Annotated in this window: 18 protein-coding genes and 1 pseudogene; 9 read left to right on the forward strand and 10 right to left on the reverse strand. The window is 53.5% G+C overall.

Features of this window, described 5'->3' with window-relative positions:
• Positions 1–534: 534 nt before the first annotated feature.
• Complete coding sequence (locus tag HZS54_RS20040; RefSeq protein WP_179918820.1) at positions 535–1038, forward strand: Fic family protein; 504 nt, start codon at positions 535–537, stop codon at positions 1036–1038.
• A 192-nt stretch (positions 1039–1230) separates the two neighbouring features.
• Here HZS54_RS20040 and HZS54_RS20045 read toward each other — a convergent pair whose 3' ends face one another.
• Both HZS54_RS20045 and HZS54_RS20050 read right to left on the reverse strand, forming a co-directional pair.
• Complete coding sequence (locus tag HZS54_RS20045) at positions 1231–2268, reverse strand: tyrosine--tRNA ligase (protein ID WP_179918821.1); 1038 nt, start codon at positions 2266–2268, stop codon at positions 1231–1233.
• A gap of 150 nt (positions 2269–2418) precedes the next feature.
• On the reverse strand, positions 2419–2982 hold the full coding sequence (locus tag HZS54_RS20050; protein WP_179918822.1) for a metallophosphoesterase: 564 nt from the start codon (positions 2980–2982) through the stop codon (positions 2419–2421).
• Positions 2983–3180: 198 nt separating this feature from the next.
• Here HZS54_RS20050 and HZS54_RS20055 point away from each other — a divergent pair, with 198 nt between their 5' ends.
• Both HZS54_RS20055 and HZS54_RS20060 read left to right on the forward strand, forming a co-directional pair.
• Entirely contained in the window at positions 3181–3618 is a 438-nt protein-coding gene (locus HZS54_RS20055) for a DUF1810 domain-containing protein (protein ID WP_179918823.1), read from the forward strand.
• Between the two features lie 108 nt (positions 3619–3726).
• On the forward strand, positions 3727–4143 hold the full coding sequence (locus tag HZS54_RS20060) for a dual specificity protein phosphatase family protein (protein ID WP_179918824.1): 417 nt from the start codon (positions 3727–3729) through the stop codon (positions 4141–4143).
• A gap of 19 nt (positions 4144–4162) precedes the next feature.
• Here HZS54_RS20060 and HZS54_RS20065 read toward each other — a convergent pair whose 3' ends face one another.
• Both HZS54_RS20065 and HZS54_RS20070 read right to left on the reverse strand, forming a co-directional pair.
• Positions 4163–4750, reverse strand: a complete 588-nt coding sequence (locus tag HZS54_RS20065; RefSeq protein WP_179918825.1) for a GNAT family N-acetyltransferase — start codon at positions 4748–4750, stop codon at positions 4163–4165.
• Between the two features lie 179 nt (positions 4751–4929).
• Entirely contained in the window at positions 4930–5082 is a 153-nt protein-coding gene (locus HZS54_RS20070; RefSeq protein ID WP_179918826.1) for a DUF7837 family putative zinc-binding protein, read from the reverse strand.
• A 1121-nt stretch (positions 5083–6203) separates the two neighbouring features.
• On the opposite strand from HZS54_RS20070, the gene HZS54_RS20075 reads away from it, so the two are divergent.
• The 3 genes from HZS54_RS20075 to HZS54_RS20085 all read left to right on the forward strand — a co-directional run bounded on the left by HZS54_RS20075 (position 6204) and on the right by HZS54_RS20085 (position 7453).
• On the forward strand, positions 6204–6539 hold the full coding sequence (locus tag HZS54_RS20075; protein WP_179918827.1) for a hypothetical protein: 336 nt from the start codon (positions 6204–6206) through the stop codon (positions 6537–6539).
• Between the two features lie 25 nt (positions 6540–6564).
• Positions 6565–6951, forward strand: a complete 387-nt coding sequence (locus tag HZS54_RS20080) for a hypothetical protein (RefSeq protein ID WP_179918828.1) — start codon at positions 6565–6567, stop codon at positions 6949–6951.
• 211 nt (positions 6952–7162) lie between these two features.
• Positions 7163–7453, forward strand: a complete 291-nt coding sequence (locus HZS54_RS20085) for a hypothetical protein (protein WP_179918829.1) — start codon at positions 7163–7165, stop codon at positions 7451–7453.
• Between the two features lie 116 nt (positions 7454–7569).
• On the opposite strand, the gene HZS54_RS20090 is transcribed toward HZS54_RS20085, so the two are convergent.
• Positions 7570–9081: a hypothetical protein gene (locus tag HZS54_RS20090; RefSeq protein WP_179918830.1), complete on the reverse strand. Its 1512-nt coding sequence runs from the start codon at positions 9079–9081 to the stop codon at positions 7570–7572.
• A 1116-nt stretch (positions 9082–10197) separates the two neighbouring features.
• Here HZS54_RS20090 and HZS54_RS20095 point away from each other — a divergent pair.
• Complete coding sequence (locus tag HZS54_RS20095; protein WP_179918831.1) at positions 10198–10593, forward strand: nucleotidyltransferase domain-containing protein; 396 nt, start codon at positions 10198–10200, stop codon at positions 10591–10593.
• A 504-nt stretch (positions 10594–11097) separates the two neighbouring features.
• On the opposite strand, the gene HZS54_RS20100 is transcribed toward HZS54_RS20095, so the two are convergent.
• From HZS54_RS20100 to HZS54_RS26745, 4 genes and pseudogenes are all read right to left on the reverse strand, one after another.
• Positions 11098–11571, reverse strand: a complete 474-nt coding sequence (locus tag HZS54_RS20100) for a hypothetical protein (RefSeq protein WP_179918832.1) — start codon at positions 11569–11571, stop codon at positions 11098–11100.
• 614 nt (positions 11572–12185) lie between these two features.
• Positions 12186–12638: a toxin-antitoxin system TumE family protein gene (locus tag HZS54_RS20105; protein WP_179918833.1), complete on the reverse strand. Its 453-nt coding sequence runs from the start codon at positions 12636–12638 to the stop codon at positions 12186–12188.
• Entirely contained in the window at positions 12635–13147 is a 513-nt protein-coding gene (locus tag HZS54_RS20110; protein WP_179918834.1) for a winged helix-turn-helix domain-containing protein, read from the reverse strand. Before HZS54_RS20110 ends, HZS54_RS20105 begins: the two co-directional genes overlap by 4 nt.
• A gap of 79 nt (positions 13148–13226) precedes the next feature.
• Positions 13227–14145: pseudogene (locus HZS54_RS26745) on the reverse strand (transcription initiation factor IIB).
• Between the two features lie 299 nt (positions 14146–14444).
• Between HZS54_RS26745 and HZS54_RS20120 the strand changes: the two are divergent.
• Complete coding sequence (locus tag HZS54_RS20120; protein WP_179918835.1) at positions 14445–14999, forward strand: hypothetical protein; 555 nt, start codon at positions 14445–14447, stop codon at positions 14997–14999.
• 100 nt (positions 15000–15099) lie between these two features.
• On the opposite strand, the gene HZS54_RS20125 is transcribed toward HZS54_RS20120, so the two are convergent.
• Positions 15100–16335 carry a hypothetical protein gene (locus tag HZS54_RS20125; RefSeq protein ID WP_179918836.1) on the reverse strand — a complete coding sequence of 412 codons (1236 nt, stop codon included), beginning with the start codon at positions 16333–16335 and terminating at the stop codon, positions 15100–15102.
• Between the two features lie 283 nt (positions 16336–16618).
• Between HZS54_RS20125 and HZS54_RS20130 the strand changes: the two genes are divergently transcribed.
• Positions 16619–17326: a hypothetical protein gene (locus tag HZS54_RS20130; protein ID WP_179918837.1), complete on the forward strand. Its 708-nt coding sequence runs from the start codon at positions 16619–16621 to the stop codon at positions 17324–17326.
• Positions 17327–17400 lie beyond the last annotated feature (74 nt).

Here is a 17400-nt window from a genome sequence, read left to right on the forward strand (position 1 = left end):
TCTCTGCCCGGTCTCTGAGAAACCGATGTCCAAGGGGTGAACGGATGGCGACCGCGGAAACCCCTCAGAGCGAACGGGTACAGGGCCGGGCAAACGATACTACTCACAACCACTGCTGGTGGAGAGGAAACCGCTGCAGCACACGCACTCCTCCCCGGCAACCCCGATATCGCCGTCACCATCTCTCCGCGAAGCGACCGGACACGCGTTGTGGTCCGAACACGCGACTCAACGAACATCGAGCTTGCGCTTCCGAAGCAGTTCTGGAGTTGCTTGCACGCGAATTCGGCGGGGACGGTGGCGGTCACAGCGGTGCCGGCGTAGCGAAACTCGAAACCACTGACGCAGAAGTCGAGAACAGCATGGTGTCACTGATCGGGGATTTACTCGGCGTACATTCGGCCAGTTCTCTTGAAATGCCCAAGCCAATTGTAAACCGAATCGTGAACCACCTGGGGGACGCCCCGAAGCACTCGGTCTGTTCGGCCTGTAGACACATATTTTTCCGACAGTCACTCGTAGGGATCGCGGACGATGGTCGATGTCGAAGAATTCCTTGAGGAGTCGAACGCGATCGAGAGCGTCCACACCGAACGTGCCCTCTCGGATAGTCTCGACGCGTGGACGTACCTCCGTCAACAAGAAGAACTCACCCACGAAGTCCTCCAAGCAGCGCACGAGCAGATTCTGAAACACCGTCAACCTGAGGTCGCCGGGCAGTACAGAGACAGTCAGGTACAGGTCGGTGGGCGACAGCTACCGGCTCCAGAAATCATCGACATCGCGATGACTGAACTGCTGGAATGGCAGCCGTCTGACCCGGTCAACGCGCTTGAATGGCACGTTGCATTTGAACGAATACACCCGTTTGCCGACGGAAACGGTCGGATCGGTCGACTCGTCTACCTCTGGCACTGTCAGGAACTCCTAGACGCCGAACCGATCCTCTGGCGGGCGGCGGACCGCGAAGGGTACTACGCATTGTTCGATTCACCCGTCGACGTTCCGGCCCAAACCGAGACCAGTGACCGCTCGTGAGCGATCATCATAGTTACTGCCCGCCGGATGGGTTCTGCGATGGTGTTTGCAGGTCTCATGACAACACCAATAGGCCGCCACACAGCGCATTCTCCTCTCCAGACTACGGACCGATTTCGGCACTAACCATTTCGAAAATCGTTCTCGGCAACAATCGTGCCCGCGAACTTGAAACAATCAGCTGTCCCTTCGTCACTCGAGTTGGGCACGCCCAGGCGCGATAAGGTCGTCGAGGTACGTTGCTAACGCGGATTTGGCGTCGGCCGGGTGAAGGTCACCCGACTCGACCGCGTCAGCAAGTGCCTCGTATGAATCGTATTCGACATCCCCGCCGTATTCGTCAGGCCGGTCTACAACCACGCTCTCGAACCGGGGGAAAACATGGTACTCGAACAGTTGCAGTCCCGGGTTGTGGAGAGTCGCTTCAGCGGGTTCGAGACCGTAATTCGTGGGTTCGTAGTAGTCCTCGAACACAGGATCGCGTTCAGGTGGGAAAAATATGTTCTCGACTTTCTCTTGGAGAGTAGCCGTGTCATCTTCGAAGGAAATAGTGAGGCTCTCCCCGCCGGTAACAGGGTTCGTGCTGGAGGACATCTTCCCGATCCCGGTCGTGAGATCTGCGAGGATCGGTGTGTGGATCGCCGGACGGGCTGTGTACCCGATGGCGGGGAGCATATCACGCTGGAGCATGTGGACCTTCCGTTGGTCGAGCCCACCGACCGCAAGATCGAGATCAAGGTACTCGATATCGAGCGCCTGCATCAACGGGTACATGACGTGCGCCACCGTCGCTGTCTCCCCACCCTGGATATCGGCCATGGCACGCTGAGCGCGGTTGAGCGTCGTCTCAAGGGCGAGTGCATTGAGGTCAAGGACGTAGTCATCATCAAACTGGAACTTGCTTCCGAGGACGAACTCCGTCGACGATTCATCAAGCCCGTAGGCAACGAACTGGTCGCGCATCTGCTCCGCAGTGTCGCGGATCTCGTCGAATGTCCCTTTCCCGTTGAGGTACGCGTGTACGTCAGCGAGCAGCACAACCACGTCCATCCCCGCATTCTGGAGATCGATCAGTTTGTTCGCAGTGAGCATGTGCCCGAGATGGAGAACGCCAGACGGCTCGTACCCGACATACGCGCGTTTCCCGACTGGAGAGTTCGCCACCGCTCGCACCTCTTCCGCTGGAAGCGACTCTTCAGCGTTCCTCGTCAGCAACGCGAGATCTCCCATACCAGCAAGGGACCGCTCTGACCGATAAAATGCTTCGCAGCAGTGAGAATCACTCACACACTAACCGGATTAGCCATGGAGTCCACGAACTGCCCTTCACGGCACTAGGTACGTTATCTCCCTGCGTCACTTTCAACGATATCTTGGGGTTCAACTGTCCTGCTCAAAAGCGCGTTCTGCGGCGGCCCGGTCAGGGAATCGCTTTCCCAACGTCAGATAATCGACGAGGCGATCGATCGCCAGTGGCCGATACTCTAATAACTCAACCGAGAAGTTGACCCGCTGCTCGTCGTGAGTGATAAACGGGAATTTGTCGGGCCAATTGTTGTGGTGATGCCCATGGAGCACCCAACCAGACGGGTTTGAGGGGCCGTCCGCTGGATCATGAACTGCGTTGAATGGGACACCTCGGTGCTGGAACCGGAATTCCTCCACAAACCGGACTCGATCCAGTCCCTCCAACACGGTGCCATCGTGATTCCCAAGCAAGAACACGATTTCACCATGCAATTCATCAAGCCAGTCCAGCAGAGCTCCTGTTGACGAACGGATAGTGAGGTCACCACCATACAGTACCTCGTCGTCAGGATCAATGACCTCGTTCCAATTTTCGACTAGGGATTCATTCATCGCGTCAACCGAGTCAAACGGCCGATCGCAATACCCGATGATATTGTCATGGTCCAGATGCAGATCGGAGATGAGGTAGTCCACTGGAACTCCCTTGGTCCGGTTGAAACACGAACTTTTCGTCGAAGATTTATTCTGCGAGGAGATTTCCTAACTGTCTCGGACGGCATTGATCATCGAATAAACTCCTGAACAGTCGACACGTGTCGATGACTCACTGTCACACACCACCACCAGACTTTTTACATGAACAACCACTCATGAAACTGAACAGTGGGATAGATGGCAGGCTCCAACGATCCGTATGAACTGCAGCGGTTTGTTGAGGCACAAGACCCCGTCATTGATACGGTAAAGAAAGAACTCCGGTCAGGCAGGAAACGCACGCACTGGATGTGGTTTATCTTCCCGCAAATGGAAGGACTCGGCAGCAGTCAGAAGGCCCAACAGTACGCGATCTCCTCCCGGGGAGAAGCCCAGGCATACCTTTCGCATCCGATACTCGGGCCACGGCTGCGTGAGTGTACAGAGCTGGTGAACGAGGTCGAAGGTCGGTCAGCGAACGAGATATTCGGATCGCCGGACGACTTGAAGTTTCGTTCTTCGATGACGCTTTTCGACGCAGTTGCGAACAACCCAACGCCATTTAGAACTGCTCTCAAGCAGTATTACGACAATGAACCCGACTCGAAGACACTGCAGTTGCTGGAACCCTCTTAACTCAAAAGTTCTAGATTCAAACCCGTGAGCTTGGATCTATAGACACACCAGTTGTATGGGGTTATCTTTGAGAGTGTTCTACTGCTATACAGAAAGCGAGTGATACCGATGAATCAACTTCGAGATGACTTGCTTTTTGGGGACATACACGCAGCAGGGAATCACAAGGTGTATCGGCGTTATTCCGTCGACGTAGTCGTCAAGCTGTGCGGTCTTGACCCGTTACCCGAGTATCCTGACGACGTGGAAGCCATCGACTGTAGTATGCCGGACGGAGAGTCGAATACTGTCGACGAGTTCCGGAAGGCTGTTTCAGTGGTTTTGGAGAAACGAGATGAGGGCGGGACGGTCTTTGTGCATTGTGCTGCGGGAAACAGCCGGTCTGTGACTGTGGTCGCTGCAGTTCTAGCCATAACCGAGGACAATGAGTTCCAGGGTGTCTTAGACGAGATCCGAGAGTCAGTGAACGTGGATCCTGAACCGGCACTAGTGGAGAATGGGGACCAAGTTGTTCGTGAGCAATAGGTGAAAATGATACTGAATCTCAGTCTGTAGCCGGTGGCGTCCAAACATAGATCCCAGCGGAGCATCCGCATGGAGTTCCACAATCGGGGCAGTCACGTTCGTCATCGATTGTTTGATAGAAGTTCTCGATAGTATCCAGCCGTTCGAACCCCATTTTCTCGAAGAGAATCGAAGAATCGACCGTATGGGGGCGGAGCCACGCCGTCCCGATGGCTGAGTCAACACTGATTTTCCGAGTGAACCGAAGTCTCGCATCCATCAAGGCCGAACCAATACCTTTCCCTTCCCAGTCTTCCCGGACGGCACTAGCCTGGAAGACAGCAACTTCTTCGCCTAATGGATACTCGTTCAAAGAGATGGAGAACCGCTCCTCGGCGCTGTCTCTGGGAACACAGATCACGACCCCGAAACCAAGCACAGTCTCAACCTTGGTCGCTACAAAACCATAAGCTGGCTTCTCATCGTGAAACACGCCATCCAGCACCTGCGAAATTTCAAACCCTGTCCGGGACTCCCAGAGTGATTCGATCTCGCACCTATCGATGGGCTCAGCACTCCGTAACTCGACACCGGCCGGTAGGACTATGGGGTCGTCAAGATTCTTCATACTGGATCAGTTCAAATTGTCAATTGCTGACGCCGAGATGACTTCAAACCTACTGTTGAAGCGAACCCTTGCTATATCTGATTGAATCCACAGTGTCGGTCATTCTGGGTCACGGTATCCTTCGGAGGGCAATTGCCTAACAGGGTGAGCCCCACCCATGTTGTTGACCGGAGGTCTCGTTATTCAGGAGCAACAACGTCTTCGCACGTCGGGCATTCGGCCCAAATCTCCGTCTCGCTCTCGTCGGTTTCGTACTCGATTAACAGCCACGCCTCGGGAATCTGCTCGCCACAGTCAGGGCACCGACCGAGCGACGATTCGTCGGCGTTCATGGAAAGGGGTGGAAGGAGCGTGTGACAGTGGTCCTTCCATTCGCACATCTAGCGTCCGTAAATGTAAGGTTTTGGTCGACTGCGTTCCGGACGCACCGAGTTTCCACTGAAACCCACCGTCCACCATTATTAATCCGCAGTCACTTGTACAGTAATAGACGATGGGTGTCCGAGGGGTACTGACACGGCTCCTCCTCAGAGACGAGACGATCGTAGTCGTCGAGTGTCGACAATGCGGGACCACAGTCGACCCAGAAACGGAGCAGTGCCCCGAATGTGGAGCCTGTGAAATTTGTCGCTACGAAATCCCCGCGTGACTGTCCTGCCCATACGGTTTACAGCGGAGAGGATTCAATCCTCCCGGCTACACGTGGTTGCGGGTTGTGATTGCCCAAACTGCTCTATCGAATCAGCGGAGCGATCCATGAGTCTGCATCGAAGATGACCATTGTTTAAACCGTCCTTTCGTGGCAGTCCGAGCAGCTGATGTAGTGAATAGTTGCCGCTTCGCAAGAATGGCTTACAACGGATTATATCCCCATTCTTTGCTTCTCCGATTCGCTCAGCAAAACCTTGTTATTTATCTCTGTAGCGGTCGCAGTAAGAGCAGCGATATACACTATCACCTATAAACCAATCACTCCTTCCACATTTACACTCTGGTCCATCAATGATTACGCCATTCGGTTGTGCTTTTCTTTCTCTTTCGCAGTTTGAGCAAACCCACAGATTATCACTCTTTCCAAACCAGTCTCTGTTTCCACATTTGCACTTCGGACCGTCAGTAAGTGTCCTGCTCATAAATTGATTCAATTGCTCCAGTAATATAATATTACAGATTCGTATGCTGGATGTGAGGTCGCTGGAGTCCATCTTGGGGAAAATATTGACCCCACTCTCGATAGTAGGCCCAATATCGATGTCCAAACCTAAAATAAATCAATCAAATAGTTTAGGAATTTGAATGATTAACTACCGGTATCGATGCGTACAATAGAGTACAACGATACATAGTTCCGGGGACTGGAGACTAGGATGGAAATTTCGAAACGTGCTTCAACATTGATTTTTCCACCCACACACAGCCTAGTAAGAGAGGGAACTAAGCGAGGAACAAAATCATGTTGAACGAAAGTGAGAAAGAGTTCATAGAGCTTGTTCTAACAGCTGGCGACAAAGCCCTGGAACAAGACACGTTTGAGCTTATGATTGAAGAAGGGGTTCCTGCGGAACCATTTATTAACAGCACTTGGGACTATACTTTGGGCGAGGTCATGGACAGCTTGGCCGAGAAGGGGTTGGCGTACACCGAGTCTCAAGAAGAAACAATCCACTACAACGGTGGGCTCCGAGGCAAGGAGATTGAACCGATCAAATGGGAGAATACCGGCTTTAAAACGGTAGATCGTCAGTATATTTATTTCACAGAAAAACTAGAGGAGCTGTACCAGGAATAGATTCATCGAAATTGCGGAGGCCCCTATGAGCGAGAACCAAGAGAAAGTGATCGAAGAGTACGACTGTAACTGTCGTATCATTCAAAAGCAGCGGAATCTTACGAAGGAGTACTGTTTTGAGGAGTCTCAGAAGCAAATAAACTCGTTTGAGAACCTGCCTGCGGCACGACTTTATGCCGACATATATACGGTTGCTGATGGGTTAACTGAGAAGCAAACTGGCGAACGAGGTGTCCCGCCGGCGATCGCTCGCGCTAGCGAAGAGATCCGGATGACCTACTTCGCGGTCCAAATGTCAATCACATATGCAGCACGAGCGTTTGATGTCGATGAGTCCGTCGTTCAGGACGCAATCAACCGAATTCATGCGCAGGCAGAGGAACAGCGCTCGCAAACTGAGAAGGATGCGTAACCTGCCCCACCCTACTTCTGACGTTCCGTGCCTCGGTCATAGTCAGGTACTGACAGTCAGGAATCCCTGTCACCAATACCCGCGAACAAATCTCTTCTACAGACCGGTTTAAATGTTATATTATTACACTACGCCGCGCCGTAACTGATTGGTCACATTATGATTGCTCAGGTTGAGCGGAATGAGTAATTTGAAGTGCTACACTTTCAACATGAAAATTGAGACTATGACACCTGATGAACCACCAGAACCGGAGAGATTTGACCAGTTTGAGGAAGTAACGGTCAACGGTAGATCGATAATGCGGTTTGAAACACTATCAGATTTTGAATTGTCAGATGTAGATACAGCTGTCATGGCGAGATTGCTGACAGAAGCGGGAACAGCGATGGATGATGAAATTAAAGAAGACCACGATTTCGACGCCGCGGACATTATAGAGAAATCGGAACCTGAGATATTAATATATGACTCGGAAGAAGGAGAGTGGTCCAAAGAGTAAAAACGCAGATCACTAGTCTCCCTGAACTATATCTGATTCCTATATAATATTATGCTCTGGAAATTCCCAATGCGGACATAACACCACCCAATACACAATACAACGTTTCTCTGTCCTCACATGCTATCATCTTGCGCCTGAGTGAGTCGATCCCTATGTTCATTCGTCATGCCCACTTCGGGATCGATCGCCTCAAGCGTACGCTCGACATCCTCAATCTCCACAGCTTCTTCGGCAATGAGGTGTGGCGTTCGTGATTCGATAACCGTCCTTACGTCATCACTGTACTGCTGCATGAATTCATCTCCAAATTCTTGACTGCAGATCAGTCTAACAAGGATGCGTTCAAACGGTGCTGCATCCTCGTCGCTAACATCTATATTAGCGATATAATCGACAATCGGCGGGGTGGGGATAGCTGCTAGAACAAACAATTGCATGATAGTCTTCGATTCAGATCGGTCTTCACGTTCCGTTTCTAGGACAGCAACCAGTGAGTGACTCACCGAAACCGCGAGTTCTTGAGCATCCTCATCGTCACTCAGGAACAGTTCCTTCAACACATCTGTGGTAATGACGAACCACTTGTCCGCGTCACTTGTTGTCTCAATAATGTCCTTGAACTGCTCTTCCCGGGCTTGCGGATCAATGATACTGTGCTCATCCAATTGCTGATGAAGACGCACCGCTATCGCCACTGCAGAAAGCTGAACTGTCGACGAGTCATCTTCAAGTAGTTGATCAAGACGCTCAACCAGCGGGAGACACTGCTCGGGGTGTGCCTCCGAGAGGGAAACCAAAGCCTGTGCCGCAGCACCGCGACGAGTGGCAGTTTCCGGCAGCCGGCCCGACATATCTTGGATAACTGAGTCCGAGCGAAGGGTTACCGGATCTCCTGATTCATCCAGCCGGGTAATGAGCGCAGTAACGTATAGCCCGAGCGGCTCCGGGTTAAGATCCGCTAGTCGTTTTAGAAAGTCAATTCCAGTTGTTCGGAGTGGTGGTTCAGGATTGCCGATCAAGAGCAGTAGATCGATGCGGTCAACTGCTTCATCAACGTACGCCTCATTATCAGCGTGGTGGGCTGCCCTGGTGAGTGCACCAGTGGTCAGTCCCAGTGGTCCCGGTAATTCGTCGTATGGAACAGTCTCCAGCACTTGTTGACAGATGTCGCAGAAGTTGGCGAATCGATCAAGGGTCAGGTAGTCACGGTCTGTTTCACCAATGATTGGGATCGAGAGCACCATCGAGATAGCTGCTGGCTCGATCCCGGTGGCGTCCTCAAGAGCAGCGACAAGCGACACGTAGTCATCGTCAACGATTTCAGGCCGTTCGCTTCCGACCATGTTAAGGGAATTTGCCAGGTGAAGAAAGGGAGCACGAATCTCGTCATGCTCCACCTCGGCCACAGCTTCCATCAGCCCAAACACCAGCGGTTTGGCTCGGTCGAAGTGCTCCTCTGGTCCTGTTTGGATGCCATAGGAAATCGCTGTAATGGTCACCGACGTGTATTGGTCGGCCCCCTCACTGGCGTGTGCGAGTAACCGCTCCAATTCGTCGCGCGTGAGCTCACCGTCTTTTGCCCGGTCACGCAGTTCTACAGCTTCTGAAAGTGAGTCAAAAGCCATGGCAGGATAATTCTAAGTCAGATAGCTATCACTTCAAACTGTGGGAGCCAGCAACGTAGTACCAGCCACCTAACTCGGTCTCTCCTCAGTTGGTTCCGGGGTCCGTGCGCTTTGTGGGAGACTTCTAAACTCGCTACGGTTCGAAACAGTAGTCAGAGCGACCAAGGCATGCAGGTATTCTATGAAATAGTTATACGCTGAACAGGCGCAATACCACGGCCTTCAGGCCGTGGATACGCGCCGTCATGTGTGCTAACAGTCCACCGTTCAAACGCCTTCCCCGAGTTTCCCACAATGACGTTTAAGTGACAGGCCGTCCTACCGAAGCATAGGAATCGGTCGGAACGGAGCGGATTCCGAACCGCCCTTCGGAGGTGGCCTGTCCACCCATCTAATGAGACAGTATCCGAAAGGGCAGTCGGTGAACACACATGCTAGAAGCGTATGCCCGTGCCGACTGCTCAAAGCAACCCAAACGATACTCCCAAGTCCGTTGACGCTTGCCGGCGTCTCCGTGGGATAAACAACACAGGGACGCCAAACATAGTCGAGGAGAGGGGTACCGGCGGTTTGGCACCGCCAGCAGTCCACCACACCGAGACTGTGGGACTACCCGCGCCCGAAAGGTGTGGTAGTCAGGTAACTGGACTCCAAACCTGAAACTCCCACCGCTCGGGAGTCCTCCGCGTGAACGCGGAGGAGGATGTCAAGGAGGGCGAAAGCTGGTTTTGATCACTCATCTCTCGCTGCCTTCTCCTCAAGTTGGCTGCTAGTCCGCTGACTCCGCTGCCATCGGATTCAATAGAGCAGTCCCACTCGAATCTTACCAAGCAATTTGAAACGGGACACACTACGTGCTTGGTAAGACATGAAGAAAAGCAGGCGCTTCTTTTCAACTTTATCCCGGTTATCTCGGAGAATAGCTTCCTCACGGGCCAAAAAAACCGACGTTGCTGATTGCTCTTTGTTGAGTGATTGCCGGGCAGAACAGACCCGTTTTGGGGCCAGATTCGAACGTTCTCTCTACAGATGACTCGGCACAGCGGAATTATTTTGTAGCGACACGTCGGCATTGCGCGCATGGGCGTGAACGGCGAGTGACCAGCGGTACTTGACGTGTTCGGAGAGTCCATTTGCTCAGACCCAACTGTCGAGTTCGCGGTAGCGTTCGGGTCGCAGATCACTGGCCAATCTACCCGCTCGTCGGACCTCGATATCGCCGTCAAATTCGCCGAAGGCCTTTCCCGCCACGAGCGGTTCGAAAAACGGTGTTTCCTCTCCGGTAGTATCCAACGGGAAGATGCTCCGTTCATCGATCTCTCCGATATTGAGGTGCTTCCGTTGGAGGTCGCGCACGACGCAGTCAACGGTCGGTTCATCTGTGGCGATGAACGGGCGTTCAAGCGATTCAAGGCTGACGTCGAAGCAACCTTCGACGAACAGAGTACCACGCTTCGCAACCGACAGCGCGACGTGATCGACCGGATCGCGGAGGACGGACTGCGTGGCTGACGAACGAGTCATCTCAGTCAAGCTTGAACAAATCAAACAGTACCACAGTGAACGGCCGTGTTTAGACGCTGGTAAGAGCGGCTGAGAGTACTGTTTCCCGAGTCCGGGAGGCGTAATAGTCGACGAGTATCGCTAGTTTCCGAGCCGAGATCGGTCTGATCAGCCTGGATTGGTTGCAGTAGCCGGGCGATTCGGTATGTCTAAACAATTGGACGACCCGAACTAACGGCGTCTGTTCATCCCCAACCGGAGTACAAGCCCTCAAAAGCCTGAAATTGGGCGTCTAAACAAGGCCCAGTGAACTGAAAGAAAACAAGAGGGTCGTGTTTAGACGCCCGTAAGAACGGCTGAGGGAGCTGTTTTCTGAGACATCATGTGCCGACCAGTCAGGGATCTCGGCCGACAGTAGCCGTGAACCCACCTATCCCCGACCTTCACCCGGAAACCACGCACTCTCCGACCAGGGCTCACAAACCTGCCGGCAGTCTCAGGTCAACCTGTGTCTCAGTCAGCGTCTGCGTACTCCGGACCAAGAACCTTCGTCCAGATCTCTTCTCTTGATTGCTTCCCTACCGCCATCTCAGCGTCGTCACGGGCGTATTCGACTACGTCCTTCAAGTTCGATGTGATCACTAGCTGCATGTTACGCCCTTCAGCGGTTATGCCGCCGCTTAGGGAGAATCGGTCATGCGATCGTGGGTCGTCGAAGAACCACTCATACACGTCATAAAGCAGTCGCCTGTACTCATCCATTGATTCCGGTGCATCGCCAACAACTCTAACATCGGACAACCGAGCTGAACAGTACGAACACTCCTCTTCAATGAACGCAACCTTGCAACAGGGAACGTCGGTGACTACGGTTCGCGTCTCCTCTTCGAAGTCATGGTACTCGTCTGAAAGCGCATACGTTTCCAGGAACGCTTCAGACTCGATCTCTCTACACGTCACGTCCTCATCATCAATTTGGTCTATCATGAATGCAAACGAGGGTAACCGCCACGCGCCTTAAAACGTTAGCCCTCAAACGCCAATAATCAATCGCATTACCCCACTCAAACACCGAAATCCATACTGTGGGCACGCACTCCAGAAATATAGCACGACAGATCTATCGTCAATACACCACTCATCACCGTCCCGCTCTTCATTCACTCGCTCTTGGCCACCCGACGCAGATCAGCCGCCACCAACCAGGATCAACGACAACCAAGAATCGTTCTGGGAATGACGCGCAACGCTTAGTTCGTAGACCACCTGTAACAAACACGACTCATTTTCAATTACAGCGACAGACATCACTCTTCACTGAACGACTGGGAACAGGTTCTTATCCGGGAACTGCTTTGTCTAGACTAGACGCAGTCGGAGGCCCAATAATGACGTTCCAAGAACAACTCCGCTCAATAGAAGAGCGGTACGACGTAAGCCAGAGCGAACACGCACGGGAGCTTGGACGTACCGTCGCGGACCTCCAAGATTAACGCGGTCATTCTGCCTCATTGCGGAACGAGACGAATTCTGCTTTGCCAATCCCCTCGGCAGTGATGAGTTCATCGACGTGGATGACCGCGCCATACGCTACTGCCGTCTTACGGGGGGTTTGATGCGTTATTCAGTTGGTCGACATCGTCGTTCTCGTACGCTGCCCGCCACATCGTGTGGACGGCACGAGTGACGAGCGACACCTCAGTCACGTCGATACAGGACGGTTCGGCGGTCGTCGTGGCGGCCTCGGGCGGGGGGTGAAAATGGATTTCGGGGGAGTGTGTATTCGGGTGGCGATCGAAGCGCCAGTTGACGTCGTCGCTATCGACGTAATGGAACGAATACATCCCCAGTTCGCTCCACTGGATATCAAGCCGAGCGCTGTCGGCATCGACGAGCCCGTCGGTAAGACTGATCTGCAGTTCTGTGGGTGCGACGACGTCATCGTACGCAGTTGTGTCGACGAGCGGTTCGAGTTCGAGCCAAAGGTCACGAATCCGCTGGAGTGCTGGGAGATAGATCGGCCCGAACTCACCAGCACGGTCGTCGTCACTCATACCTCGAGTTGGTGGCTGGCCTCGTCGTAAGCGAGTGCTGCTTGGGCGACCGCGAGATTCTGCCGCGTCGTGCGCCACGCCGTGAGGTCATCCCACCCTTCCGCCTCGCCGGCGTCGAGTTGCTGGGCGAGTTCTTCGGGAGACACCACGTCGTAGCGGTCCTCATAGCGCCGGATATCGGACTTCATTTCTTTGATGCCCTGGACCAACTCCGTCCGATCTGCTTCGTCGCGGAGTTCGCGGATCCGGGACATCAGAACCCGGTCGCTGTTACGTTTGTACAAGGTTGTTTGACCGTCCTGATCCGTCTCTGCGAAGCCCGTGTTCACGAGCGTCTTACAGTGGCGACGTGCTGTCGGTTCGCTCACGAGGGCGCGATCTGCGATCTCGGCTGCCGACTGCCCGTCGCGGGTCTGTTCTACGATTTCGTACACCCGCTCGAATGGTGTGGTCTCCTCTTTCCAGTCCGCTTTGACCTGCTCGTTGACGTCGTCCCACGTGTCGGTCATAGTGGCTACTACGCCCTCTAGAAACAAATAATTTCCTTAAGAAATCATCTCTTTCATCGGCGCTTGTACAGGAGCGTCGTCAGGCAACCTGTTCCGCTACCACCTCGTGATGTGCCCGGACAGTCGCCGGCGTGACGTTTCCGGACTCAGAGACACCACGTTGCGTCACCCACTACCTCTGTTGCTCCCCGTCTTGTATCGGCAGGCCGCAGCGAAGATGGGCGGATGGACGCCGATCGTTACGCCACGGTCTTCGGCCTGTTTTGTGAGGGTTCAGGCCCGCTGCCGGATCTGGACAGTTGAGTTCCAGTGCGAGTCGCGGAATGTACATTGTCAGCGTCGCGGGCTTGGCCGAAACTCTCAGTTTCTCGTTGAGTATCTTGTACGCGTTCGTGACCCGCGATTCCTCGACCGTCGCGACCGTCACGATATCATTGAGGCGCTGCGACCGGCCATTGCATCAGCAGGCCCCGTACACGCTGGCTGCGGCGAGTGCCCCGATAGATCTGCCACGAAGTAGATCCTCGTTCTGAGTACTCCGGACGAGTCGGCACGCTTGGTCGCAGAGCGATTGGGAGAGGTCGAGCGCGCTCGCAAGGCGACGCACCTCGTCGAGCCCGTGAGCGAGGTTCTGTTCGGCCTTCGATCGCCACCTACCACGGGTCTGTTCACGACACATCCGGGCCAGTCGCCGGCGCTTCTGCCCGGAGAGTTCGTTCCCGTTGGCATCGGTTCCACGCCAGATCTCGGCCGAGAGGCCCCGGTCGTTGCGGGCTGCGGTCAGTGGGGCACCTGTCCGCTCGCGCTCGTCCTCATCGTACACTCGCCACTCCGGCCCGTGATCGAGGTATTGTTCATCGATAATGAGTCACATCTTCACAGACTGTTTCGACCGTGTTCGTCGTAACCCGTCCGTCGCACTCGGAGCACTGGTTCGCGCTCAACTCTGTTCGGACGTCTTCATCGAAGCCAGTTTCGTAGATGTCTCTCGTTGTCATCGCTCTCTCCGAGGGAACTCGCCCTATGTCGAACTCCTCACCCATCGAGGGGGTGATAGATACCAACTCTTCATATCGGCCACGAGGAACTCCGAAATGTGGTCAGATCTATTTGTGTTGAACACAGAGTTCTCTCGTCAACTCTCAAACCATCTCTACGCCATCGATATTCAATTATCGTGAGTCAACGTCCGGGACAATGAATTTACGGGCTGATACTCGGTGTGTAGCGCTCACCACCCGATTCCAACATTCTGTGCGGAAGAAGATTGAAGTGGAATGTAGCCAAAATCGCCGCTATGCTTGACATACGTGGATTACTGAAGTGGTCGTACGGTTTCGAGCGACGTCACCACATTCTTGTGGGTACAGCAGGCATCGGCGGAATCGAGCTTTACTTGGCGAACCTCAACGGAAGCGTCCATCCGGTACTCGCCTTCCTCGCCATTCTCTCACCGTTCGCCGCACTAATCGCATTCACTAAGTCGCCCGTTGATGAGCTGAAAACGCTGTCATCTTGGGCGTTCCTCGCACTATTTGGGGGTGGAGCAATTAAGCTGTTCGTCCATCCCTATATTGCACCAGGGATGACGCTCAACCAGTTTACGGCAACGAGTCCAGTGGGAATCGGGATTACAGTAGTAACCGCCGTTGCCATGGTGACCCTGATTGAAGCAATGATGGTGTTCCTTGGTAAGAAGATATACTACCGGAAGACCGGTGGCTCCGGTGGCTCCTCAGGCACGCCCGAAGAACGAGTGCTCACCGAGGAAGAGTATGAGGACTTTGAACCAATCGAGTACACCAAGAGGATTGTCAACCGAGATATATTTATCTCTCTCAGCGGATTCTAACCTGTCGAATCTGACCTGGCTTCAGTAATTGTACTCCGACGCCGCGAAACACAGAATCAGTCAGACGACTTCGCATTTAACCGATTGAGAACAAACGGTGTTAGTCATCGGTCAAAATCTCGCGAAGACCAGGAGTCATGACGGTAGCTGCGATACCGGAAAGGGTCAAATCCTGGGTGAAGTAGTAGGACAAACCGACCATAAGACCCCCAATTACGGACTGTTGTGCTCCTTTGGGCAGACCGTTGAACCAAGCACGAGTCGGTCCCGTCCCCAAGATTGACTGAACCAACATCGCCGGGATCTCGAACGCTAGTTCCGTCGAGAACGCATCTGCATTCGGCATCGCGGCTTCCATCGTCGCATCAGCAGGCCTGGTCGACGGACCCGTCGATACCGATGCCTCCAATGACTCCGACTCAACTGTGGTTGTAGAAGCCTCAGCAACAGTTGATCTTCCGGTGGACGGAACACTTTCTACTCCCCCAGCGACAGCAGCAGCATTGATTGCTGGCTGAATTGCGGCAAGATCAGCGAGAATAGGCTCTGGAACCCGAAGATCCGCCATCGTATCTGACAATGCTCCTGAGATCGCCGAGTTCACGATAGACTGCTGTAACTGGAGCTGCTTCGTCATATCCGGTAGACTGGCAACTACTAAGGACGAAACCATACGCTCCTGCCGAGCGATCATTGGCTCCGCGAGACTCGCGATCATACTCGCTTGCTGAGCGGCGATGGGTTCCGTGATATTTGCGAGGATACTCGCCTGACTCGCGGCGAACGGTTCCAAGATGCTCTTCTGAAACTCCCCGATCCTACTGGCGGCCAATATCGACTCTGTAGGAAACGTGAAGCTATCTGCTATCTGCTCACCAATCTCCGAAAAGTCCACCGCTGGCGGTGGCGTAGATTCCTCTGGAGGCTCTCCAATTGGCTTTTCGTCCACATTTTGCTCTAGGTAGATCGCACCAACGTACTCCCGTAGTAGGTCTTCGATAGGTTCCTCCTCGCCATCACCCAATTCCTCAGTAACGTCCTGCTCAAGCGAGAAGAACGCTCGACCGGGTGTTGACGCTTTCACTGCGACTTCCTCTGGAGGCTCCTCAAAAATCAACCGGTAGACTGTAACAGCTTCCCTGATGCGTTCCTCAGGACGATTCAACTCTTCTGAAACAGCTTCAATATCCTCCAATTCCCGATAGAGTTCGCCAGCCTCACGGATGGATTCAACCCACTCGAAGGAAACCTGCTCCCGGCGCTCCCTTCGCCGTTCCTCAATCGTCTCCATGAACTCCTCAAAATCAAGTTCCTCAGTCTCCTCCTCCCCTGTCATTCTTACAACGCAATTAGAAATACGGGACTATCAAGCCCTCGCTGGAAAATCAGACACCTAGCTCTGACAACGAGTATGGACGCTGCTCAAGGACTTCTTCATCGGAGGCCACGATCTCTCCATAATCTCGAAGTCGGATTCTCCCCGAGAATTTCCCACGCCTTGACTATATTTCAGGCTAACCGATCGTCCAATAAGTAAATCATCGGAGTGACCGAAAATCCGACGCTATAGTTTTGTCAGGTAGCATTAAGTAAAGCCCGGTCAAGTCTCAGAATACGATATGCTCCCAGATATCTTCGCCACTACGGCGAATCTAATCTACTCCTTGGGAAGATTTATCGTCAAAAATATCGTGCCGATTGCGATCCTCACTACTGCCGCAGTCACGTCGTACTCCTTCCTCTATAAACGGCCTGAGTTGATTCTTGAGGTCAAGCAAAGCGTCTCAGGCTCAAGGGGACCCGATGAAGACGGAGATGCTGATGCAGTTATTATGCTGCTGCTCGCGAACGTCGGGAACAGCTCAGCGAGCGATGTCCAGCTCACCATCACCGCCGACGCGTTCAAATTCGACAACGACATCGACGCGACTGATTCCATAGTAAGTGATTATGAGCCGCCCCAGGCGGTTATGGAAATTCGGAGCGGCAGGAAGTCAGGATTCATCGGCGGCGGGCGCCGGCATGACATCTACCTCGAAAACGTGGTATATGAGGGAGACGTCCAGGAACTCTGGCTCGGGAAGACGATATTCAACGAGGGTAGGCACGATCTGAAATACCAGATTTCGTGTAGGGAGCATGGACCGCGGCGAGGCAAGATATCGTTCAAGGTTGAGGACGGAGATGTCAGGATTACTAACCGTAGGTATCCGACTCACCGGCGCCAACTGAAAACGTGGATATTAGGACGTGTGGAGCGGACGAGGACACAGGAGCTTGAGAACCTCGACAAGGATGATGTCGAGTTTCAGTACGAGGTGAACTGACTACCAGTTCGAACGCTCGGCTAGGGCTTGAGGATACTTGCGATCAATATGGATATGGAAGGAGAATTTACTCG

This window comes from Halosimplex pelagicum, assembly GCF_013415905.1.
Classification (GTDB): domain Archaea; phylum Halobacteriota; class Halobacteria; order Halobacteriales; family Haloarculaceae; genus Halosimplex; species Halosimplex pelagicum.